18 protein-coding genes are annotated in these 23035 nt (G+C 69.5%); 15 read left to right on the top strand and 3 right to left on the bottom strand.

Annotation, left to right across the window (positions count from 1 at the left end; genetic code table 11):
- The first annotated feature begins 109 nt into the window (after positions 1-109).
- The 4 genes from ACZ5Z0_RS04530 to ACZ5Z0_RS04545 all read left to right on the top strand — a co-directional run bounded on the left by ACZ5Z0_RS04530 (position 110) and on the right by ACZ5Z0_RS04545 (position 5456).
- The gene (locus tag ACZ5Z0_RS04530; RefSeq protein ID WP_464110072.1) at positions 110-1693 is read left to right on the top strand and encodes an acyl-CoA carboxylase subunit beta; all 1584 of its coding nucleotides are present in this window, start codon (positions 110-112) and stop codon (positions 1691-1693) included.
- Positions 1690-1935 carry an acyl-CoA carboxylase subunit epsilon gene (locus tag ACZ5Z0_RS04535; protein ID WP_464110073.1) on the top strand — a complete coding sequence of 82 codons (246 nt, stop codon included), beginning with the start codon at positions 1690-1692 and terminating at the stop codon, positions 1933-1935. The genes ACZ5Z0_RS04530 and ACZ5Z0_RS04535 overlap by 4 nt, the downstream gene beginning before the upstream one ends.
- Positions 1936-1988: 53 nt before the next feature.
- Positions 1989-3698, top strand: coding sequence for a DUF885 domain-containing protein (locus tag ACZ5Z0_RS04540; RefSeq protein WP_464110074.1), 1710 nt, complete (start codon positions 1989-1991; stop codon positions 3696-3698).
- A 315-nt stretch (positions 3699-4013) separates the two neighbouring features.
- Entirely contained in the window at positions 4014-5456 is a 1443-nt protein-coding gene (locus ACZ5Z0_RS04545) for a dicarboxylate/amino acid:cation symporter (protein WP_464110075.1), read from the top strand.
- Between the two features lie 93 nt (positions 5457-5549).
- On the opposite strand, the gene ACZ5Z0_RS04550 is transcribed toward ACZ5Z0_RS04545, so the two are convergent.
- Positions 5550-6125: a hypothetical protein gene (locus ACZ5Z0_RS04550; protein WP_464110076.1), complete on the bottom strand. Its 576-nt coding sequence runs from the start codon at positions 6123-6125 to the stop codon at positions 5550-5552.
- Between the two features lie 190 nt (positions 6126-6315).
- Between ACZ5Z0_RS04550 and ACZ5Z0_RS04555 the strand changes: the two genes are divergently transcribed.
- Genes ACZ5Z0_RS04555 through ACZ5Z0_RS04565 form a run of 3 tightly spaced genes read left to right on the top strand, consistent with a single transcriptional unit; the run spans position 6316 to position 10032 of the window.
- Positions 6316-6714 carry a YbjQ family protein gene (locus tag ACZ5Z0_RS04555; protein WP_464110077.1) on the top strand — a complete coding sequence of 133 codons (399 nt, stop codon included), beginning with the start codon at positions 6316-6318 and terminating at the stop codon, positions 6712-6714.
- 38 nt (positions 6715-6752) lie between these two features.
- Positions 6753-7475, top strand: a complete 723-nt coding sequence (locus ACZ5Z0_RS04560; RefSeq protein ID WP_464110078.1) for a TetR/AcrR family transcriptional regulator — start codon at positions 6753-6755, stop codon at positions 7473-7475.
- A 1-nt stretch (position 7476) separates the two neighbouring features.
- The gene (locus ACZ5Z0_RS04565; RefSeq protein ID WP_464110079.1) at positions 7477-10032 is read left to right on the top strand and encodes an MMPL family transporter; all 2556 of its coding nucleotides are present in this window, start codon (positions 7477-7479) and stop codon (positions 10030-10032) included.
- A gap of 194 nt (positions 10033-10226) precedes the next feature.
- On the opposite strand, the gene ACZ5Z0_RS04570 is transcribed toward ACZ5Z0_RS04565, so the two are convergent.
- Entirely contained in the window at positions 10227-11639 is a 1413-nt protein-coding gene (locus ACZ5Z0_RS04570) for an HNH endonuclease (protein WP_464110080.1), read from the bottom strand.
- A gap of 192 nt (positions 11640-11831) precedes the next feature.
- Here ACZ5Z0_RS04570 and ACZ5Z0_RS04575 point away from each other — a divergent pair, with 192 nt between their 5' ends.
- From ACZ5Z0_RS04575 to ACZ5Z0_RS04585, 3 genes are all read left to right on the top strand, one after another.
- Positions 11832-12506 (top strand): Maf family protein, encoded by a 675-nt coding sequence (locus tag ACZ5Z0_RS04575; protein ID WP_464110081.1) that lies wholly within the window; start codon positions 11832-11834, stop codon positions 12504-12506.
- A gap of 124 nt (positions 12507-12630) precedes the next feature.
- Entirely contained in the window at positions 12631-14469 is a 1839-nt protein-coding gene (locus tag ACZ5Z0_RS04580) for an acetyl/propionyl/methylcrotonyl-CoA carboxylase subunit alpha (protein ID WP_464110082.1), read from the top strand.
- Positions 14470-14502: 33 nt separating this feature from the next.
- A complete protein-coding gene (locus ACZ5Z0_RS04585) occupies positions 14503-15234 on the top strand; it encodes a glutamine amidotransferase (protein ID WP_464110083.1) in 732 nt (243 codons plus the stop codon).
- Between the two features lie 150 nt (positions 15235-15384).
- On the opposite strand, the gene ACZ5Z0_RS04590 is transcribed toward ACZ5Z0_RS04585, so the two are convergent.
- Positions 15385-16794, bottom strand: a complete 1410-nt coding sequence (locus tag ACZ5Z0_RS04590) for an MFS transporter (RefSeq protein ID WP_464110084.1) — start codon at positions 16792-16794, stop codon at positions 15385-15387.
- A gap of 230 nt (positions 16795-17024) precedes the next feature.
- Between ACZ5Z0_RS04590 and ACZ5Z0_RS04595 the strand changes: the two genes are divergently transcribed.
- From ACZ5Z0_RS04595 to ACZ5Z0_RS04615, 5 genes are all read left to right on the top strand, one after another.
- Positions 17025-17363, top strand: a complete 339-nt coding sequence (locus ACZ5Z0_RS04595; protein ID WP_464110085.1) for a YnfA family protein — start codon at positions 17025-17027, stop codon at positions 17361-17363.
- A gap of 84 nt (positions 17364-17447) precedes the next feature.
- Complete coding sequence (locus ACZ5Z0_RS04600) at positions 17448-17780, top strand: thioredoxin family protein (protein WP_464110086.1); 333 nt, start codon at positions 17448-17450, stop codon at positions 17778-17780.
- A 206-nt stretch (positions 17781-17986) separates the two neighbouring features.
- Positions 17987-19330, top strand: a complete 1344-nt coding sequence (locus ACZ5Z0_RS04605; RefSeq protein ID WP_464110712.1) for an MFS transporter — start codon at positions 17987-17989, stop codon at positions 19328-19330.
- A complete protein-coding gene (locus tag ACZ5Z0_RS04610) occupies positions 19331-21484 on the top strand; it encodes a molybdopterin oxidoreductase family protein (protein ID WP_464110087.1) in 2154 nt (717 codons plus the stop codon).
- On the top strand, positions 21481-23034 hold the full coding sequence (locus tag ACZ5Z0_RS04615) for an FAD-dependent oxidoreductase (RefSeq protein WP_464110088.1): 1554 nt from the start codon (positions 21481-21483) through the stop codon (positions 23032-23034). The genes ACZ5Z0_RS04610 and ACZ5Z0_RS04615 overlap by 4 nt, the downstream gene beginning before the upstream one ends.
- Position 23035: the final 1 nt, after the last annotated feature.

A 23035-nucleotide genomic window follows, 5' to 3' on the forward strand; every position in this document is an offset into this window, starting at 1 on the left:
CAGCACGGCCATGTTTTTGTGTGGAATCCACTTAAGCTCCACACGGGCCAGCGACATTGCCACAACCGCAGAGAACACCAGCAGAGAACAACAGAGCCGGAGACACTTGATGAGCCACGATCTGACCACGACCGCGGGGAAGATTGCCGATTTCCGCGACCGCCAGGCCCGTGCCGAGCAGCCCTCCGGTCCGGAAGCGATCGAGAAGCAGCACGCCCGCGGTAAGAACACGGCCCGCGAGCGCATCGACCTGCTGCTCGACGCCGGTTCCTTCGTGGAGTTCGACGCCCTGGCCGTGCACCGGTCCACGGCCTTCGGCATGGAAAAGAAGAAGCCGCTGGGCGACGGCCTGGTTTCCGGCTACGGCACCGTGGACGGCCGGCCCGTGGCTGTCTACAGCCAGGACTTCTCCGTCTACGGCGGCTCGCTCAGCCAAGTCAACGGCGAGAAGATCGTCAAGGTCCAGGAGTTCGCACTGCGGAACGGCTGCCCGGTCGTCGGCATCCTCGACGGCGGCGGCGCCCGCATCCAGGAAGGCGTCGCCTCGCTGGCCATGTTTGCGGACATCTTCCGCAACAACGTGCACGCTTCCGGCGTCGTCCCGCAAATCTCGCTCATCATGGGCCCCTCCGCCGGCGGAGCGGCCTACTCCCCCGCCCTGACCGACTACGTGGTCATGGTGGACAAGACCTCGCACATGTTCATCACCGGCCCGGACGTGATCAAGACCGTCACCGGCGAAGACGTGGACATGGAAACCCTGGGCGGGGCGCGGCAACACAACGCGAACACCGGCACCTCGACCTACCTCGCCGCCGACGAGTCGGACGCGGTGGAGTTCGTCCGCGAACTCCTGGACTTCCTGCCCTCCAATAACCTCGCCGAGGCCCCGGTGCTGGAGCACTCCCAGGAGCTGGAGCTCGACGACGACGACCTCGCCCTCGACGTGCTGATCCCGGACTCCGCCAACCAGCCCTACGACATGCGCAAGGTGATCGAGCAGATCGTCGACGACGCGCACTTCTTGGAGATGCAGTCGCTTTACGCACCGAACGTCATCATCGGCTACGGCCGGGTGGAGGGCCACACCGTGGGCATCGTGGCCAACCAGCCGATGCAGTTCGCCGGCACCTTGGACATCGCCGCCTCGGAGAAGGCCGCCCGCTTCGTCCGGCACTGCGATGCCTTCAACATCCCGATCATCACGCTGGTGGACGTGCCGGGCTTCCTGCCGGGCAAAGACCAGGAGTTCCAGGGCATCATCCGCCGCGGCGCCAAGCTGCTCTACGCCTACGCGGAGGCCACCGTGCCGAAGCTGACCGTGATCACCCGCAAGGCCTATGGCGGGGCGTACATCGTGATGGGCTCCAAGAAGCTCGGCGCCGACCTCAACCTGGCCTGGCCCACCGCGCAGATCGGCGTGATGGGCGCCCAGGGCGCGGTGAACATCCTGTACCGCCGCGAACTCGCCGCGGTCGCGGAGGCCGGCGGCGACGTCGAAGCCAAGCGCGCCGAGGTCATCCGGCAGTACGAGGAGGAGCTGCTCAACCCGTACCAGGCCGCCCAGCTGGGCTACGTTGACGCGGTCATTGCCCCGTCCGAGACGCGCCTGCAGATTATCAAGGGCCTGCGCGCGCTGCGGGACAAGCGGGCCAGCCTGCCCGCCAAGAAGCACGGGAACATCCCGCTGTGACGCCAGAGAAGGGCCCTGTTGACCCGGAAGCCACTCAGCCTGCAGAGCAGCCCTTGCTGGCCGTCGTCAAGGGCGAGCCGACCGCGGAGGAACTGGCGGCGCTGACCGCCGTCGTCCTCTCCCTGGGCAGCGGCGAGGCGGGTGCACCGGAGAAGCCCGGTGCACGGCACTGGATCCGGCGGCAGCAGCTGCAGCTGGCGCCCAAGCCCGGCCCCGGTTCGTGGAAGCGCAGCCGCGGCTAATAAAAGTTCAGTAACCCTTTCATAACTGGCGCTGCCCGGCTAGTCTCGTTCGGGTGACTACCGAAACGACTGAGAACACCACGCCCGACAACCCGGTGCCGCCGCGCCCGCAGACCGCGATCGACGCCGTCGCCGACGCCTTCACGGACACCCTGATCCGGCTTAACCCGAGCTTCGCCACCGAACTTGGCCTGCCCGGCCACGAAACCGAGTACCCGGACTTCTCGCCGGCCGGGCACGAGGAGTTCGCCGACGCCGCGCGGGAGGCCCTCGCCGCGCTGGAGGGGCTCGAGCCCGCGGACGACGTCGACGCCGTCACCCTGGATGCCATGCGTGAGCGCCTCGGCCTGCAGCTGGAAATCCACGAATCCGGCTGGGACCTGGCCGAGCTGAACAACATCGCCTCGCCGCCCCAGGAGATCCGCGCGATCTTCGACCTGATGCCGACCGACACCGCGGCGCAGTGGGACCACATCGCGGGCCGGGCGCACAATGTCCCCGCCGCCCTGGACGGCTACATCGTGTCCCTGCGCACCGCCAAGGAGGACGGCAGGGTAGCCGCCGCCCGGCAGGTGCGGATCGTGATCGAGCAGGCCACCAAGCACACCGCGGACGACGGATTCTTCGCGAAACTGGCCGCCGAGGCAAAGACCGCCGAGGGCGCGCTGCCCGAGGACGTGCAGGCCAAGCTCGACGCCGGTGCTGCCGCCGCCCGCGCCGCCTACGCCCGGCTGTCCGGCTTCCTCGAATCCGAGCTGCTCCCGGCCGCCCCGGAGAAGGACGCTGTGGGCCGCGAGCGCTACGCCCTGGCCTCACGCTCCTTCCTCGGCGCCACGGTAGACCTCGAGGAAACCTACGCCTGGGGCGTGCAGGAACTCGACCGGCTGATCGCCGAACAGGAGCGCGTGGCCAACCAGATCCGCCCCGGCGCCACGGTGGAGGAGGCCAAGGAGATCCTGAACAGCGATCCGGCCCGCCAGCTCAAGGGCACCGACGCCCTCCGGGCCTGGATGCAGGAGCTCTCCGACAGGGCCGTGGCCGACCTCGCCGGCGTGCACTTCGACATCCCGGACCCCATGAAGACCCTCGAATGCAAGATTGCCCCCACCCAGGAAGGCGGCATCTACTACACCGGCCCATCGGACGACTTCAGCCGCCCGGGCCGGATGTGGTGGTCGGTGCCGCCGGGTGAGGACACCTTCACCACCTGGGCCGAAACCACCACGGTCTACCACGAGGGCGTTCCGGGCCACCACCTGCAGGTCGCCACCGCCACCTACCGACGCGAACTGCTGAACAAGTGGCGGCGCAATGTCTGCTGGACCTCGGGCCACGGCGAAGGCTGGGCCCTCTATGCGGAAAAGCTCATGCAGGAGCTGGGCTATTTGAAGGATCCGGGCGACCACATGGGCATGCTCGACATGCAGCGCATGCGGGCGGCCCGGGTGGTGTTCGACATTGGCGTACATCTGGAGTTGGAGGTGCCCGAGCGTTGGGGGTCGGGCACCTGGACTCCGGACACGGGGTACGAGTTCCTGAAGCAGAACCTTGCGATCAGCGAGGGCCAGCTGAAGTTCGAGTTCACCCGCTACCTCGGCTGGCCGGGGCAGGCGCCGTCGTACAAGGTGGGCCAGCGGCTCTGGGAGCAGATCCGTGCCGAGCTCGAGTCCCGGCCGGGCTTCGACCTCAAGGCGTTCCATACCAAGGCGCTCAACATGGGCTCCGTGGGGCTGGACACGCTCAAGCGGGCGCTCCTGGGGTAGGGGTTCCCGGCCAGGGGCGGACATCCCCTGCCCTGTCCCGGGGGACAGACATCCTCTGCGTGCTCGCTCGTTCCTCGCTTAGACGCACGCTGCCGGATGCCTGCTCCCCCGGGCCATACGCACTTTCCATGCCTGGTCCCGCGCGGCGGGCTGCCGACGAGAGACAATCACCACACTGTGCGTTGGAATAACTTCACAAACGGGTGGTCTTTCGGCGTCGTGGCGGGGATCTTGTGGGCGGCGGTGAAACCGGGGGGCGTAATATTTCTCAACGTTCGTTCGTCGTGTTATGGACGGCGGTCCTAGCGTGTTCGGGTGACCACTCAGACAAGCACCCCCGCAACCGCAGGAAAGCCCGGTTTCCAGCTGCCCAAATGGGCCGGCTCTTTTGGCTTCCAAATCATCGCCGCGCTGATCGTCGGACTGGGCCTTGGTCTGCTCGCAAAATACACGGGCAGCACCAAGACCAACCCGAACGCCCTCGGCGCCACGCTGCAGACCATCGGCTCGAGCTACGTCTCGCTGCTGCAGACCGCCGTCGTGCCCCTCATCTTCACCGCCGTCGTCAGCTCCATCTCCAACCTGCGCGCCGTCTCCAACACGGCCCGGCTGGCTTGGAACACGCTGCTCTGGTTCGCGATCACCTCGCTGATCGCCGTGCTGATCGGCATCGGCCTGGGCGTGCTGCTGCAGCCGGGCGCCAGCACCGGCATCACCCAGCAGGCCAAGTACGCCGGCAAGTCCGGTGACTGGTGGGCCTTCCTGATCGGCCTGTTCCCGAAGAACTTCCTGGGCCTCGGGGCGAGCACCACCGTCACCGACGGCGTAGCCACCACCGCCGTAAGCTTCAACGTCCTGCAGATCCTCGTGATCGCGATCGCCGTCGGCATCGCCGCGCTGAAGGTGGGTAAGGCCGCCGAGCCGTTCCTTAACCTCAACGCCTCCGCCCTGGCCGTGATCCAGAAGGTCCTCTGGTGGATCATCCGGATCGCCCCGCTCGGCACCGTGGGCCTGATCGGCAATGCCGTCGCCGTTTACGGTTGGGACACCATCGGCTCGTTGGGCAAGTTCACCTTCGCCATCTACGTGGGCCTGGCCCTCGTGCTGTTCGTGGTCTACCCGATCCTGGTCCGAAGCCACGGCCTCTCCATCAAGCAGTACTTCTCCGGCGTTTGGCCCGCCGTGCAGCTGGCCTTCGTGTCCCGTTCCTCGGTGGGCACCCTGCCGCTGACCCAGCGCGTGACCGAGCGCTCCCTGGGTGTACCCCGCGCCTATGCCTCCTTCGCCGTGCCGCTGGGCGCTACCACCAAGATGGACGGCTGCGCCGCGATCTACCCGGCCATCTCCGCGATCTTCGTGGCGCAGTTCTTCGGCATCCAGTTGGACTTCACCCAGTACCTGCTGATCGCCCTCGTCTCCGTGCTGGGCTCCGCCGCGACCGCCGGCACCACGGGCGCCGTCGTGATGCTGACCCTGACGCTCTCCACGCTGGGACTGCCGCTGGCCGGCGTCGGGCTCCTGCTGGCGATCGACCCGATCCTGGACATGGGCCGCACCGCGGTCAACGTGGCCGGCCAGGCCCTGGTCCCCACCATCGTGGCCAAGCGCCAGGGCATCCTCGACGAGGCGCTCTACAACGCCCCGCGCAACGGCGACCCGTTCAGCGACGACGTCGTTGACGCCCCGGCTGCCGCCGCTGCGGTTGACGCCGACGCCCCGGCTGCCGACAGGCGCGAACTGGCCGGCGCTAAGGCGTAGGCAAAAAGGCCCGGGCATTGGCCCAGGCACCGAACACAAAAGTAGTCCCCGGGAACATCCCGGGGACTACTTGTTTCCTCTGGCCAGGCGGGGCTAGTGGCCGCCTCCGCCGATGACGCCCTTCTCCACGGCCTTGGTGACCGCGTCGGCCTCGGCCTGGGTCAGGGTGCCATTGCTGACGGCCTTGTCCAGCCGGGTCTTCAGCGCCGCAGCGTGCTCCGACTGTTCGGCGGTCCGGAGCTCCTCGAGGGCCGCGGTGACCTTGGCCTCGTCGATGCCGAGCGACGCGGCAAGGGACTTCGCCAGCTCCGCCTCCATCGCGGTGCGGTCCGGCTTGGTGCCTTCGGCCGGCGGGGTGGTCGGCTTGTGCGCGTCGCGGAAGGCCTTCAGGGCCGCGGTGACCTTGGCTTCGTCGACGCCGAGCTTGGTAGCCAGCTCGGAGGCCTCCGCACCGCCGAAGCCGCCGCGTTCGCCGCCGTGGCCGTGGCCGCCGCGCATGCCCATGCCGTCACCCGGCGTCGTGCTGCCGCCCGTCGGGGCGCTGGAGCTGGCACTGGGGGCGGGGGACGGCGTCGTCGTGGCGGAAGCCATCCCGGCCAGTCCGAGGCCGGCGCCCAGGGCGATGGCCGTGGCCGAAACGCCGAGCGTGATTCTCTTGGTACGTGACATCTGATGTCTCCTGGATCTGCCGCGCGGTGACGGCTCGGTTCTGTTTTTGCTGCGCTGTCTTTTTCAAGACGTGAGTTCATTCTGCTCCGGCGGCCTCGGCTGGAGCTGTCCACAACCTTTCATCTTCCTGTGAAAGATTCCGGTCGGACTTTTTCGTTGCCTCGGCCGGCAAAATGGCTAGGCTCAGGACATGCTGATTGTCACCTCGAACGACATCCCCGGCCACCGGATCGACGCCGTCTTCGGCGAGGTCATGGGACTCACGGTCCGCGCGCGGGACATCGGCGGCCAAGTGGTGGCGGGGCTGCGGTCGCTGGCCGGCGGCGAGCTCCGCGAATTGACCCAGGTCCTCTACGAGAGCCGGCAGGAGGTGATGGCGCGGATGGTCGCGGAGGCGGCACAGCGCGGCGCCAACGCCATCGTCGCGATGCGGTTCGACACGGCGCACATGGCCAATAACTGGACGGAAATCTGCGCCTACGGCACGGCCGTGTTCGCGATCCCGCTGGGTGAGGGCGAGGCCGGCGCCACCGGCCAGTCCCTGCAGTTGGCCCGGCGATCCGACGGCGGCTCCGTCATCAGCGAATAAAGTTGCCCGGAGTGCAAACATGCACATAGTGTAAGTGCATGCCCACCCCTGCCCTTTCCGAGCCCGACGTCGACTCCGGGTCCGCTGCTGCCGCATCGGCCGCCCCGTCGCGGCGCGAGCTCAACAAGGCGGCCACCCGCCATGCCATCACGGAGGCGGCCCTCGGCCTGCTCCGCTCCAACGGCCCGGGCAACTTCACCGTGGAGGACATCGCCGACGCCGCCGGCATCTCCCGGAGGACGTTCTTCAACTACTTCAGCAGCACCGAGGCGGTCATCGCCTCGGTGACCCACGGCTTTCTTGACACGGCGCTCCAGCAGTTCCGGCTCCGTCCGGCCGACGAGCCGATCCTGGAATCCGCCCGCGCCGCGCTGGTTGAACTCGCGGACCCGATGACGGTGGCGCCGCTGGCCGAGCTCTACAGCCTGGGCCAGTCCAACCCGCAGCTGAACCGCTCCGAGCTGGAAGCCTGGGACCACTGCACGGCGGAAATCATTGATGCCGCCCGGGTGCGCTTCGCCCAGGGCGCCGGCGTCGAGGTCGACGAACTGTACCTCAGGGCCCTCGCCGGCTCGGTGATCTCCTGCGGCAAAGCCGCCATGGATCTCTGGTTCGCCCGCTGCGGGGGTTCCCTCTCCCCCGCCTCACTCTCTACCCTGCGCCAACTCCTGATCGACTCCATGAGCCTGCTCGGCTCCGGATTCTCCTCGCCGGCAGCCGCTCCCGCCGCCACCACCGCCCCTTCCCCAGATCGGTTCTGACATGGCACTTCTGCTGTACCGCCTCGGCAAATTCTCCTACCGCCACCGCTGGCTCGTCATCTCGCTGTGGCTCGCCGTCATGGTCGCCGTCGGCGGTGCCGCGGCCGCCTTCCACGGCACCCTGTCCAACAACTTCCAGATCCCGGGCACCGAAACCCAGCAGATGGCGGACAAGCTCGAGAAGGAGCTCCCGGCGTCCTCGGGCGGCTCGGCGAGCATCGTCTTCGAGGCCAACGACGTGCGGTTCAGCCGGGCCGGCCAGGAGGCCGTGTCCGCAGGCCTTGCGAAACTGAAGACCATCCCCGACGTGCAGGGAACTGTTGACCCGTTCGCGACCCAGGCGCAGCTGGACAAAGCCGCCACGGACCTCGCCGCCGGCGAGCAGCAGGCGGCCGCCGGCAAGGCCCAGCTGGACGAGGCCGCCGCTGAGCTCGACGCCGGAAAGGCCCAGCTGGCAGCTGCCGAACAGCAGATGACGGCCGCCGGCCTGCCGACGGCTGCCATCGACGCCCAGCTCGGCCAGCAGAAGGCCGCCCTCGCGGCAGGCCAGGCCAAGCTCGACGCGGGGACCAAGGACCTTGAGGCCGGCAATGCCAAGCTGGCCCTCGGAAAGCGCCAGCTGGAGGCTTCCCGCGGCCTGCGTTTCGTCTCCGAGGACGGCAAGGCTGCCATTGCCCAGGTCCAGTTCAAGACCTCGATCAACGGCCTGAAGCCGGAGGTGCGGCAGGAAGTCCAGGACATCGTCAAAGAGGTGTCCGACGCCAACGTGACCGCGCTGCCCAGCAAGGAGATCAGCGAGGACATCTCGGAGATCTTCGGCACCGCAGAGATCATCGGCATCGCCGTCGCAGCCCTGGTCCTGGTGGTGATGCTCGGCACGCTGATTGCCGCCGGGCTTCCCCTGCTGATGGCAATCGTCGGAGTGGCCGTCGGCGTCGGCGGAACCATCGCACTCAGCGGTGCCGTGGACATGAGCTCCATCTCCCCGATGCTTGCCCTGATGCTCGGCCTCGCCGTCGGGATCGACTACTCCCTGTTCATCGTCAACCGGCACCGCGGCCAGCTGCTCGCCGGGATGGACCATGAGGAGTCGGTGGCACTGGCCACCGGCACCTCCGGCAATGCCGTGCTCTTCGCCGGCCTCACCGTGATCATCGCCCTCGCCGCCCTCGTGGTGCCGGGCCTGCCCTTCCTGGCCGTGATGGGCCTCTCGGCCGCCGCCACGGTGGCTGTCGCCGTCGTCGTCGCCCTGACGCTGACGCCTGCGATCCTGTCCCTGGTGGGGCGCCGGCTCGTGTCCAGGCGGGCATGGGCCAAGGCGGAGCGGCACAACGCCGCACCGGACCACACCACGGCGGACCTGGCCAAGGACGAATACCGCAGTACCCACGGCTGGGGCGGCGTCGTCACGCACCATCCGTGGCTGGCCCTGCTGGCCGGTGTGGCGCTTTTGGGCGTGGTGGCGCTGCCCGCCAGCCAGCTCCGGCTCGCCCTGCCCGACGCCAGCTCCGAGCCCGTGGCCTCGCAGGCCTTCCAGGCCTACGACGTCACCAAGCGCAGCTTCGGTGAGGGCATGACCGGGCCGATCATCGTCGTCGGCGACCTGCCCGCGGGGTTGAGCGAGGCCGATGCGAAGGCCAAGCAGTTCGACGTGGCGGACATCCTGCGCAGCACGGAGAACGTTGCCGCCGCCGTGCCGCTGGCTCTCAGCGAGGACCGCCGCACCGCCGTCTTCCAGGTCCTCCCGAAGGAGGGCCCGGCCAGCGCCAGCACAGTCAAGGTGGTGGCCGAGCTGCGCGCCGAGAAGGCCCAGATCAAGGACTCCACCGGGGTCGGCATCGGCCTCACCGGACAGACCGCCGGGAACGTGGACGTGTCCAGCAAGCTCGGCGACGCGCTGCCGCCGTACCTGGCGATCGTCGTCGGGCTCTCGCTGATCCTTCTGCTGCTGGTGTTCCGCTCCATCGTGGTCCCGCTGCTGGCTACCGGCGGCTTCCTGCTCTCGCTCGCCGCAGCGTTCGGCGGCGTCGTCGCGGTGTACCAGTGGGGCTGGCTGGGTAGCGTGTTCGGGGTCGAAAACCCGGGCGCGGTGCTGAGCTTCCTGCCGATCATCCTGATCGGCGTGCTGTTCGGCCTGGCCATGGATTACCAGGTGTTCATCGCCTCCGGCATGCGCGAGTCCTACATGCACGGCGAAACCGCCAAGCACGCGGTCCGCTCCGGCTTCAGCCATGCGGCCGCCGTAGTCGCGGCCGCCGCGATCATCATGGTCAGCGTGTTCTCCGGCTTCATCTTCTCGCACCTGAACATGGTGCGGCCGCTGGGCTTCGCGATGGCCTTCGGTGTGCTGGTCGACGCGTTCGTTGTCCGGATGACGATTGTCCCGGCCGTGATGTACCTGCTCGGCAGCAAGGCCTGGTGGCTGCCGCGCTGGCTGGACCGCATCCTGCCTGACGTCGACGTCGAGGGCGCCAAGCTCCGCAAGCCGGCGGCGGACGCTGCGCATGACTCAGCTGCCGAGCCCGAAGGTGAGCCGGAGCAGGTGGGCGCGCGCTGACCTCAACCGGCCGACCCGACCCGCTAACGCGGACCCGCCGCCCGCGCGGACCCGCCCACGCGGCCCCCGCCCACGCGGCCCCCGCCCACGCGGCCCCCGCCCACGACGGTTCACCTCCAGCCGCCCGCTGATCTTTCCGGATCGGCGGGCGGCTTTGTGGTGCCGGCAGGTCTATCCGTGGTGGACTCCGCCTCTCAGGCCGCGAGCACACGGACCTGACGGGTTCGCTTGAGGCTCTTGGCGCGGTGCCGGATTTTTCGTCGGTGGTGGCCTGGGTCGATGCCGGGCCCGGCTTCGACGGGCAGTGGCGGGCCAGTATGAGGGGTGCCGGTGATCGGGGTGCCCGGCAGCGGCGGTGCCATCGACCGGTAACTGTGACCGGCAGGGGTTGTGGTTTCGATTGTGTGCCGGGGACCGGGCCGGGGTCTAACGCTCCAGCCCGGAGCTTCCTTGGTGTGGTTGCAGGCTTCGCAGAGCCCCGCGCCGTTGCTCTGGTTCGTGGCACCGCCGCTGTGCCACGCGACAATGTGGTCGAAGTGGCGAATGGGCGCGTCGCAGTAGGGAGTGCGACACGTCTCGTCCCGAACGGCCAGGAAGCGCCGAAGTCCAGGCGGGAAGAGGCGCGCGCGGGAGTCCAACGCAATGAGCTCGCCGGCGCCAGGGGACGTGTAGAGCCGTCGAAGCCAGATCCTCAACGCGTGGTCTGTGCCGCCGCCCGCATCCGGTGCCTGGCCGGCGCCGGGCCTGCCGCCGGAACCGGACAGCAACTGCCGTGCCCAGCCGGCGGGGACGACGCCGTAGCCCGGGAGACGGGCCGCTTCGCCGTCGCCCTGGAAAAGGGTCCGGTCGGTCATCACGAGCTGGATCTCGATCCCGCTGATCCCGCCGGGCGTGCCGGTGGTGCGTTCGACGAGGGCATCGGCCATGAGCTGCCCGCGGGTTCGTGGGTCTCCGGCGTTGCGGGCGCTATCTGCCTGGCGGGTCAGGGCCGCGTGGACGGCCACGCCCGCGGCAACGGGAAGCAGGGCCGTCAAGTAGCACATGGTGTCGGGGGCCGGGCGGAGACTAACGTGTCGCTCCGTGGCGGCGTGGCTGGCCCGCTGCGTGACCGTGCGCGGATCCCGGCGGTACGCCGCGGCCCGGGCGGCGGAGACGATGCGGCGGTCTCCGGCGCCATCAAACGTTCCGGTGTCGGGCGCGAGTTCCTCGTCGACAGCGGCCCGCTCCTCCGCGGACAGGCACGCGGTTTCCCTCACGAGCAGCGTGGCGCGCCATTCGTTGAGCTGCCCGGTCTCCAGTGCGGCGAGGGTGTGGGGCATTTCGGTGACAAGGGCCTTCGCCAAACCCAGGAGCCGTCCGCCGCGGGCCGGTGATTCACGCCGGGCCAAGGCGATCTGCGCGGCAATCCCGGCGCCCAACTCTGAGGCGGGCGTGCCGTCCTCGGCCTGTTCACGCCGCTGGAGTAGCTCAAAGGCAACGGCCAGCCGTGCCTGACGGGCGGCCAGGGCAGACTTGCGGTCTTCCAGGGCCCGGATCTCGGCGATCAAACGGGCGCCGTCCAGCTCCACTGCTGCCGGGGCTGCCGCGCCTGACTGAATACCGTCCATAGCTCAAGTCTCCCGGAGGGGTGAGACATTATTGCCTTCCACCGGACGCTGCTCAATCGCCGAGGCGGCCATTGGTCTGCTCCCCGCAAGATCACCTAAGACGGTTCGTTTACCATCCATGGCCCCACTCTTCCAGCGGCCTCTGACAGAAAGGGCTCAGCGCCGACCAGCCCCAGGAACTAGGCTGGTGGCGTGACCCGCCTGATTCTTGCCTCCCAGTCCCCCGCCCGCACCAAGCTGCTCAGCAACGCCGGCATCGCCCACGAGGTCCTCGTCTCCGACGTCGATGAGGACGCCGTGCAAGCCCGCTACGGCGTGACCGACCCGCACGACACCGCCCTGCTCCTGGCCCGCGCCAAGGCCGAGGCCGTCGCCTCGCTGCCGGAGGCCGAGGGCGCCCTGGTGATTGGCTGCGACTCGGTCTTCGAGTTCGACGGCGAGGCCCACGGCAAGCCGTACACCGCCGACGTCGCCAAGGAGCGGATGCTCCGGATGAGCGGCGGGATGGGCGTGCTGCACACCGGCCACTGGCTGGTGGACTGCCGCGACACCGAACCGGGCAGCGACGGCGGCACCGGCACCGGCGCGACGCTCGGCTCCGTAAACTCCGCCGAGGTGCACTTCCTGGAGATGAGCGAGGACGAAATCGACAGCTACATCGCCACCGGCGAACCGCTGCAGTGTGCCGGCTCCTTCACCATCGACGGCTACGGCGGGGCGTTCATCCGCAAGGTCGACGGCGACCCGCACACCGTCGTCGGGCTCTCCATCTCTACCCTCCGGGCCCTCCTGGGCCAGGCCAAGGTGGGCGTCACCGAGCTCTGGACGGGCGGGGCCGCCAACCCCGCCGACATCCGCGCCGAGTGAGCCATTTCGCACGGCCTTGTAGGAACCCCACAAAGGATGGGCCGTTTACGCGCGGGATCCGCAAGTAATATCGGCGGAACCCACAAAACCGCGCTAGGCTCCCTGAAGGAAAGAAGGAGACGCCTTGTCAGCAAATTCGGAGCAGTCCGCAACGCCCGTGCCCGCCACCACCACGCCGGGCACCCGCCCCCTGAGCAAGGTGCTGATCGCCAACCGCGGCGAAATCGCGGTGCGCATCATCCGCGCCGCCCGCGATGAAGGCATCGCCTCCGTGGCCGTCTACGCGGATCCGGACCGCGACGCACTGCACGTCAAGCTCGCCGACGAGGCGTACGCCCTGGGCGGCAACACCGCCGCCGAGTCCTACCTCGTCATGGACAAACTGATCGAGGTGGCCCAGCGCGCGGGCGCCGACGCCGTCCACCCCGGCTACGGCTTTCTCGCCGAGAACGCCGACTTCGCCGCCAAGGTGATCAAAGCCGGCATCACCTGGATCGGCCCCTCCCCCGAGGCCATCTCCGCCCTCGGCGACAAGGTCCAGGCCCGCCACATCGCCGAGAAGGTCGGCGCCCCGCAGGTCCCCGGCACCGCCGACCCGGTCGAATCCGCCGAGGAGATCCTCGAATTCGTGGACAAGTTCGGCCTGCCGGTCGCCATCAAGGCAGCCTTCGGCGGCGGCGGACGCGGCATCAAGGTGGCCCGCACCCGCGAGGAAATCCCCGAGCTCTTCGAATCAGCCGTGCGCGAGGCCACCGCCGCCTTCGGCCGTGGCGAATGCTTCATCGAGCGCTTCCTGGACGCCCCCCGCCACGTCGAGACCCAGTGCCTCGCCGACGCGCACGGCAACGTCGTCGTGGTCTCCACCCGCGACTGCTCGCTGCAGCGACGCAACCAGAAGCTCGTGGAGGAGGCCCCGGCCCCGTTCCTCACCGAAGAACAGAACCGGCGGCTCTACGAATCGTCCAAGGCCATCCTGAAGGAGGCCGGCTACCTCGGCGCCGGGACCTGCGAGTTCTTGGTCGGCCAGGACGGCACCATCTCCTTCCTCGAGGTCAACACGCGCCTCCAGGTGGAGCACTGCGTCTCCGAGGAAGTCACCGGAATCGACCTGGTCCGCGAGCAGTTCCGGCTGGCCCGCGGCGAGGAGCTCGGCTACGGCGACCCGGAGGTCCGCGGCCACTCGATCGAGTTCCGCATTACCGGCGAGGATCCGGGCCGCAACTTCATGCCCGCCCCCGGCACCATCACCAAACTGTTGAACCCCACCGGCCCCGGTGTGCGGATCGACTCCGGCGTGGAACAGGGCGACGTCATCAGCGGCAACTTCGACTCGATGCTCTCCAAGTTGATCGTCACCGGCGCCACCCGCGGCCAGGCCCTGCAGCGCTCCCGCCGGGCCCTCGAGGAAATGGTGGTGGAGGGCATCCCCACCGTCATCCCGTTCGACCTCGCGGTCGTCACCAACCCGGACTTCGCCCCTGCCGAAGGCCCGTTCAAGGTGCACACCCGCTGGATCGAGACCTCCTTCGTCAACGACATCCCCGCCTGGACGCCGACCGGTGCCGGGGCTGAAACGCCCGACGCCGGCGACCGCCAGCGGGTCGTCGTCGAGGTCGGCGGCAAGCGGCTCGAGGTGGTGCTGCCGGCGTCCCTGGGCAGCGTCTCCGGCGGCGGCAAGCCGGCGAAGGTCAAGAAGCGCTCCCGGAGCGCCGGCACGGCGGCGCCGGCCGGCGGCAACGCCCTGACCTCCCCCATGCAGGGCACCATCGTGAAGGTGGCGGTCGCCGAGGGCGAGCGGGTGGCCGAGGGTGACCTCGTCGTCGTGCTGGAGGCCATGAAGATGGAGCAGCCGCTCACCGCGCACCGAGCCGGCATCGTGATTGGGCTCTCCGCGTCGGCCGGCGAGACCGTCTCCGCGGGCGCCGTCATCGCGATGATCGAGGACGGCGAGGCGGCCGAATAGCGGCAGCGGGCCGCGGGAGGCAGACTTAGTTACGTGAAGCCCTTCCTGCTGCTCGCCTCCCGCGCCGAGGACGCCGCCGCCGACGACGAATACCTCGCCTACCTGCGCTACACCGGGCTGGCCGAGGCCCAGCTGCACCGCATCCGGATGGAGGCCGCGCCGCTGCCCCGGCTGGAGCTCAGCGAGTATTCCGGCGTGATCGTGGGCGGCAGCCCCTTCACCTCCAGCGATCCTGCAGAGCACAAGAGCGAGGTCCAGCACCGGGTGGAGCGCGAGCTGTTCGCGCTGCTGGACCGGATCGTGGCCGAGGACTTCCCGTTCCTCGGCGCCTGCTACGGCGTCGGCACCCTGGGACTGCACCAGGGCGCCGTGATCGACCGGACCTACGGCGAAGGGCTCGGCGGCGTCACCGTCAGCATGACCTCGGCCGGGCAGCAGGACCCGCTCCTGCGCGGGCTGCCGGAACGGTTCACGGCGTTTGTGGGCCACAAGGAGGCGTGCACCGTGTTGCCCGGCGGCGCGGTGCTGCTGGCCAGCTCCGAGACCTGCCCGGTGCAGATGTTCCGGATCCGGACCAACCTCTACGCCACCCAGTTCCACCCGGAGCTCGACGTCGAGGGCCTGACTACCCGGATCGACATCTACCGCCATGCCGGGTACTTCCCGCCCGACTCGGCCGAGGAGCTGATGGCACAGGCCCGCCAGCACAACGTCACCGAGCCGATGGCCATCCTGCGCAACTTCGTGGAGCGCTACGCGCGGTAACCCCGCCGCGCCGGTTCGGGCCGCCGCCGTCGCCTTCCCCGCCGTCGCGTTCCCGCCCAGTTACTCAGCCGCCACCGCCCCGCGACACGGAAATGCCCGGCGTGTTCACCAAACACACCGGGCATTTCAACCAGTAACCGGGCTGGAGCGTCAGGCGACGTTGTTCTCGTAATCCAGGTCGCGGGTTTCCTTGCTCACGAACAGGGCGATCAGCGTCAGCACGGCCATGGCGGTGAGGTACACGCCCACCAGCACCGGGCTGCCCTTCGCCATTTCCCAGAGCCAGACGGCGATGAACGGTGCCACGGCCGCGCCCAGGATGGACGAGACGTTGTAGCTGATGGCCGACCCGGTGTACCGGACGTTGGTCGGGAACAGCTCGGGCAGCAGCGCACCCATCGGACCGAAGGTCAGGCCCATCAAAGAGAAGCCGATGATCAGCAGGCCCATGGTGCCTGCGAAGCCGGCGCTGAAGAGCGGGACAAAGAGCAGGCCGAAGACGAAGATGCCGGCGGTGACCGCGATCAGCATCTTGCGGCGGCCGTACTTTTCGGCCAGCGGGCCGGAGACCAGGGTGAAGATGCCGAAGAACACGACGCCGGCAATGAGCATCCAGAGGAAGTCGTTGCGGGTGTAGCCCAGGCCCGGGACAAACGCGGCGGCTGCGGCTTCACTCATCGGCTTGCCGGCCTTCTCGGCGGCGGCCTGCGCGCCGGCCAGCGTCGGCTTGGTGCCGTAGGTCAGCGTGAACGTGGTCATCAGGTAGAACAGCACGTAGGTGGCCAGCATGATGAAGGTGCCCAGGATCAGGGGGCGCCAGCTGGTCTTGAAGACGCGGCCCAGCGGCAGCTTGGCAACCTCGTTGGACTCCAGGACCTTGGTGAAGGCGGGGGTTTCGATCAGTTTGAGCCGGACGTACAGGCCGATGATGACCATCACGGCGCTGACCAGGAACGGCACGCGCCAGCCCCACTCGGCGAAAGCCTGCGGAGCCAGCGTGTAGCTGAAGACCAGGAACAGCACGTTGGCGATGATGAAGCCGATGGGGGCGCCCAGCTGCGGGAAGGTGCCGTAGATGGCGCGCTTGTTGGCGGGTGCGTTCTCGGTAGCCAGGAGGGCCGCGCCGCTCCACTCGCCGCCGAGGGCCAGACCCTGTGCGAAGCGCATGACGACCAGCAGGGCCGGCGCCCAGAACTCCCAGCCGGGGACCAGGGCAGTGGGGAGGCAGCCGATCAGGAAGGTCGCGATACCCATGGTCAGCAGCGACGCCACGAGGGTGCCCTTGCGGCCAAACTTGTCACCGAAGTGGCCGAAGACGATCGAGCCGAGCGGGCGGGCGATGAACGCGACGCCGAAGACAGCGAAGGAGCTCAGCAGCTGGGTGGTCTCGTTCTGGCCCGGGAAGAAGAGCTTGGGGAAGACCAAGACGGCGGCCGTGGCGTAGACATAGAAGTCGTAGAACTCAACGGTGGTGCCGATCAGGCTGGCGACGATCACGCGGCCGCGCGAGTTCACCTGCTGGGCAGACCCTGGCTCCGCTGAAGTGGCAGTGGATGACATGTAGTGACGCTTTCATGAAGACCGGACCACCCTGTGGAGGGAGGCCGGCTAAGGAATGTATATAAGTCCGATAATAGTTCCTCGCGTCCACCCAATGGACAAATGTTCCACTATTTGGACGCAAAGTGTCGTTCTGCCCGTCTCGGCCGCGGACGCCCCCAGCCAACTTCGCCGCCAACTTCGCCGCCAAAGTCGCCCGCCACAACCCTGCGCGCTGACATGATGAATACGTGACCATTGCAAAAACAATCGTGCTCTTCATCCTGGCCGCCGCCGCAGAGATTGGTGGCGCGTGGCTCGTGTGGCAGGCGGTCCGCGAGGGCAAGGAATGGTGGTGGGCCGGCCTCGGGGTAGTCGCCCTGGGGATCTACGGTTTTGCCGCGACCCTGCAGCCTGACGCCCACTTTGGCCGGATCCTTGCCGCCTACGGGGGCGTGTTCGTGGCCGGGTCCCTGGCCTGGGGCATGGTCTTCGATGGCTTCCGGCCCGACCGGTGGGACATCGCCGGCTCGGCGATCTGCCTCATGGGGGTGGCAGTGATCATGTTCGCACCCCGCAACGCCGGCTGACGGCTCGTCGACGGCGAGGAAGATTTCCGCCAGATACTCTGCGACGCCGCGAAGCGCGCCTTGAACGGACAGGAACCTGAACGCATGCACATTGAACTGCTCCACATCGCTGACTGCCCCAACACAGCTCTTGCGCTCGAACGGGTCGAAGCGGCCCTGGCCGGTCTGGGGCGCGACGACGTCGCGGTCCATTTGCGGCTCATCGAGTCTGCGGCGGACACCGCCGGAACCGGATTCGCCGGTTCGCCCACGATCACGGCAGACGGCGTCGATCTCTTCCCCAGCGGGGCGCCCAGCGACGAACTCGCCTGCCGGATCTACCCCACGCCCGGCGGCCACGCGGGCGCCCCTACCGTCGACCACGTCATCGAAGCTCTGAAGAGCCGCGGCCTCACGCCGTCACAAAGGCGCCGATAGGCAAACGTCACAGCACGTTAACAAAGCGCGAGGGTCCCGGAAACGCGGCGTCCCTAGTTTTGAGGGACACCCCGAAGGAGGTCCCCGTGACTGAACGCATTGCCGACGCCACCACCGGCGTTTCCCCGAACCACGACGCCGACACCGCACCCACGGCGCCCGACCGCACCGCACCCGCCGCTCGCACCGCCGTCGGCGGCCCGGCGCTGGAATACCGCCCCGGACGCTGGATCGCCAACTGGGACGCCGAGAACAAGGACCAGTGGGAGTCCCTGGGCCGCGGCATCGCGCGCCGGAACCTGAACTGGTCCATCTTCGCGGAGTTCCTGGGCTTTGTGGTCTGGCAGCTCTGGTCGATTGTGGTGGTCCAGCTTCCCTCGGCCGGCTTCCGCTTTTCCACGAACGAGATCTTCTGGCTGATTTCGATGCCCAGCCTGGTCGGCGCGACGCTCCGGATCCCCTACACCTTTATGGTCCCGCGCTTCGGCGGCCGGAACTGGACCATCGTTTCGGCCCTGCTGCTGCTGATCCCCTCGACCGGGCTGGCCCTGTGCGTCGGGAACCCCGGCACCCCGTTCGGCGTCATGCTGCTCGTGGCCGCCCTGGCCGGCTTCGGCGGCGGCAACTTCGCCAGCTCGATGGCCAACATCACCTTCTTCTACCCGGCCCGCGAAAAGGGCTGGGCGCTGGGACTGAACGCCGCCGGAGGGAACCTCGGCGCCGCCGTCGCCCAGCTCGCCGTCCCGATCGCCGTCACGCTGCTCGCCGCGGGTGCCGTGAACCTGCCGGTGGCCGGCTTGATGTGGATCCCGTTGATCCTGCTGGCCGCATTCGGCGCCTGGAAGTACATGGACAACCTCACCAGCGCCAAGGGCGACGTCGCAGGCTCGCTCGCCGCCGTCAAGGAACCGCACCTGTGGGTTATGGCCCTTCTTTACATCGGCACCTTCGGCTCCTTCATCGGCTTCGCCGGCGTGTTCCCGAAGCTGATCAAGGACTACTTCCCGGCATTCTCCTCGATCGGCGTCGGCACCGTGGCGTTGTCGCTGGCGTTCCTGGGCCCGCTTGTCGGCTCGCTGGCCCGGCCTTTCGGCGGCAGGATGGCGGACCGGCTGGGCGGGGCGCGGATGACCGTCACCGCGTTCGCCGCGATGGCCGTGATCACCCTGACCATGGTCTGGACGCTGCCGCTGGGGAACTTCTGGCTCTTCCTCACCCTCTTCCTGGCGCTGTTCACGGCCAGCGGCTTCGGCAACGGGGCCACCTACCGGATGATCCCGGTGATCTTCGCCCTGCACAGCCGCGCGGCCCGCTCCGGTGCCAGCACCGTGGCCACCCAGCGACTGGCCTCCTCCGCGCTGGGCCTGATTTCCGCGATCGGCGCCTACGGCGGCTTCGTCATCCCGCAGGTCCTCAACGCCTCCAACACCGCCAGCGGCTCCTACACCCCGGCCTTCTACGGCTTCGTCGCCGCCTACCTCGTGATGCTGGCCGTCTGCTGGGCCTGCTACCTGCGCCCCGCCACCCGCCACGGAAAAGGACACGTCTAAATGACCGACGGCGCCGCCACGCACTGCCCCTACTGCGCGCTCCAGTGCGCCATGACGCTGACCGCTCCGGCCGCCGCTCGGCGGGAGGAGGCCCCGTTGGAGGTGGCCGGCCGCGACTTCCCCACCAACCGCGGCGGGCTGTGCCGCAAGGGCTGGACCTCGGCGTCGTTGCTGGAGCACCCGGGGCGCGTCACCGAGCCGCTGCTCAGGGGCCCCGACGGCGTGCACCGCCCGGTTAGCTGGGAAACGGCCCTGGAACGCATCGTCGCCGCGGTGAAGGCCACCCGCGCCCGCTACGGCCCGGACGCCGTCGGCGTGTTCGGCGGCGGCGGGCTCACCAACGAGAAGGCCTACCAGCTGGGCAAATTCGCGCGGCTGGCCCTCGGCACCTCGCGGATCGACTACAACGGACGGTTCTGCATGTCCTCCGCCGCCGCGGCCGGCATGCGCGCCTTCGGCCTGGACCGCGGCCTGCCGTTCCCGCTCGCGGACCTCGACGCCGCCAGCACCATCCTGCTGCTGGGGTCCAACGTCGCCGAGACCATGCCGCCCTTTGTCCAGCACCTGCAGGGCGCACGCGACGCCGGCGGCCTGATCGTCGTCGACCCCCGCCGCTCCGCCACCGCGGCGTTCACCGCCGACGGCGGCGGCCTGCACCTGCAGCCGCTGCCGGGGACCGACCTGGCCCTGCTGCTGGGCCTGTCGCACGTGGTCATCCACGAAGGGCTGGCGGACAGCGGCTACATCGCGGAGCGCACCACCGGCTACGCGGCGGTGGCCCGCAGCGTCGCCGGCTACTGGCCCGAGCGGGTGCAGTCCCTCACCGGCGTCCCCGCCGGGCTGATCCGTGACACCGCCCGCCGGCTGGCCGATGGTGCCCGCCGGGGCGGCAGCTACATCCTCACCGGCCGCGGCGTGGAACAGCACGTGGACGGCACGGACACCGCCACCGCCGCCATCAACCTCGCCCTGCTGCTGGGCCTGCCGGGCTCGGCACGCAGCGGCTACGGCACCCTCACCGGCCAGGGCAACGGCCAGGGCGGCCGCGAACATGGCCAGAAGGCGGACCAGCTCCCCGGCTACCGCAAGATCACCGACCCCGCCGCCCGCGCGCACGTCGCGTCCGTCTGGGGCGTGCCGGAGGCGTCCATTCCCGGCCCCGGCGTCCCCGCCGTCGAGCTGCTCACGTCGCTGGGACAGCCCGACGGCGTCCGCTGCCTGTTCGTGCACGGCGCCAACGTGGCGGTCTCCGCACCCGATGTGAACGCGGTGATCTCCGGGCTGCGCAGCCTGGACTTCCTGGTGGTCTGCGACTTCTTCGTGTCAGAGACGGCGGCGGAGGCGGACCTGATCCTGCCGGTCACCCAGTGGGCGGAGGAGGAAGGCACCCTCACCAACCTCGAGGGCCGGGTGCTCCGCCGGCGCCGGGCCATCGCTCCCCCGCCCGGGGTGCGCAGCGAACTCTGGATCATGACCCGGCTGGCCGCGCTGCTGGATGCACCGTCGACCTTCAGCGAGGAACCGGAGACGGTGTTCGAGGAACTCCGCCGCGCCTCCGCCGGCGGACTCGCCGACTACTCGGGAATCGACTACGCCCTGCTGGACCGCGGCGAGGAAGCCTACTGGCCCTACCCGGCCGGCAGCACCGGCACCCCGCGGCTGTTCCGGGATTCCTTTGCCCATCCGGACGGCCGGGCGGTGTTCACCCCGGTGGCGCCCCGCCGCCGGACGTTTGCCGCGGTTCCGGAGGCCGCGGGTACGCCGATGACCCTAATCACCGGGCGCCTGCTGGAGCACTATCAGTCAGGCGCCCAGACCCGCCGGGTGGCCGCCCTTGCCGCGGCCCGCCCCGAGGCCCGGCTGCAGCTGCACCCGGCGTCCGCCGCGGCGCAGGGCATCGCCGAGGGCGACGTCGTCGCGGTCGCGAACGGGCGGGGCGAGGTCCTGTGCCGGGCCGAGCTCAGCGCGGCGATCCGGCCGGAGACCGTGTTCCTGCCGTTTCACTTCCCGGGGCTGGAGAGCGCCAACCGGCTCACCGAGGCGGCCACGGACCCGGTCTCCGGGATGCCCGAGTTCAAGTCCAGCAAGGTGTGGGTGAGGCCGGCTTCGGCCGGCGCCCGCGCGGAGGTACTGCAGATGGAGAGTGCGCCATGACGGAGCGGATTGTGGTGGTGGGCTTCGGCCCGGTGGCGGCGCGGCTGATCGACGAGCTGCTGCCGGCGGTGCGGAGCGGGCTGGTGCACCTGACCGTCGTCGGCGAGGAAGCTGAGGCCGCATACAACCGCGTGCTGGTGGCCGACCTCGGCGTCGGCCGGACCACGGCGGGCGCCCTGGCGCTGGCCGACGCGGCCGCACTGGTTGCCGACGGCGTGGACGTCCGGCTGGGGGTCCGGGTCCGCCGGGTGGACCGGGCCCGGCAGCGGGTCCTGCTGGGCGACGGCAGCTCCCCGGGCTACGACCGGCTGGTCTTCGCCACCGGGTCCAGGCCGGTGATCCCCAACCTCACCGGGCTGAACCCGGATCCGGCCGCCCCCGTGCTGCCCGCCGGCGTGACGGCGCTGCGGGACCTGGCGGACGCTTCGGCGTTGCAGGCGGCGGTGGCGGGCGGTAAGCGCGTGGTGGTCCTGGGCGGCGGCGTGCTGGGCCTGGAGACGGCGCTGGCCGCGGCCGAGGAGGGCGCCACCGTGACCGTGGTGCACAATGGCCCGCACCCGCTGGGGCGCAATATCGACCGCGGCGGCGGTGCCGTGCTCGCGGCGTCCCTGCGCAACTGCGGTGTGCGGGTGGCCGGCAACGCCCGCTCGGTCGCCGTGGAGACCGGGACCGACGGCGGCTTCTCCGCGCTGCTGCTGGACGACGGTTCCGCGATCGACGGCGAGCTGCTGGTGCTCTCCTGCGGGGTGCGGCCGCGGACGGAACTGGCGGAGGGCTGCGGACTGTCGACGGCGGCCGGCATCCTCGTGGACCACCGTTTGAGGGCGCACCACGAACCCCACATTTTCGCGATCGGCGACTGCTCCGAGGTCCGCTGCCCCGACCCGGACTGCCTGGCCTGCCGGAGCGCCCGTGGGCCGGCCGGGCTGGTGGGCCCGGGCTGGCGGCAGGCCGAATGGCTGGCCGGGTACCTGACGCTGCTGGCATCCGGAGCTGATGCCGAGGCCGTAGCCGTGCCGCAGCTGCCGGCGGAACAGCCGGGCGTGGTGGTGCTCAAGGCCCGCGGACTGACCATGGCCGTGGCCGGGGACGTGTCCGCCGAGCCGTGGGACGAGGAGGCTTTGACCGCCGGGGCCGTGGGCGGGCGGCCGCGGCTGCAGGTGGCCCAGTGGTCGGACCCCGAGCACGGCCGCTACGTCAAGATGACCACCCGGGCCGGCGTGCTTGAGGGCCTGGTGGCCGTGGGCATGCCCCGCACCGCAGCCGAACTGGTGCAGCTCTTCGAACGTGGCGCGGAGTTGCCGGCGGACCGGTCGCTGCTGCTGCGCCTGGACGGCCCGGACCAGGCTCCTCCTACTGCCGCTGATCCCGAGCGGACCGTGTGCCGCTGCGCCGGGGTGAGCGGGACGTCGATTGCCGCCGCGGTGACCGGCGGGTGCGGGACGGTGGCCGAGGTCTCCCGGGAAACCCGCGCCGGCACCGGCTGCGGCGGCTGCCAAGAAGACATCAAGGGGATCATCGAGAAGCACTTCCAGGGCGCCGTCGCGTAGG

This window comes from Arthrobacter sp. T2-23, from assembly GCF_055398325.1.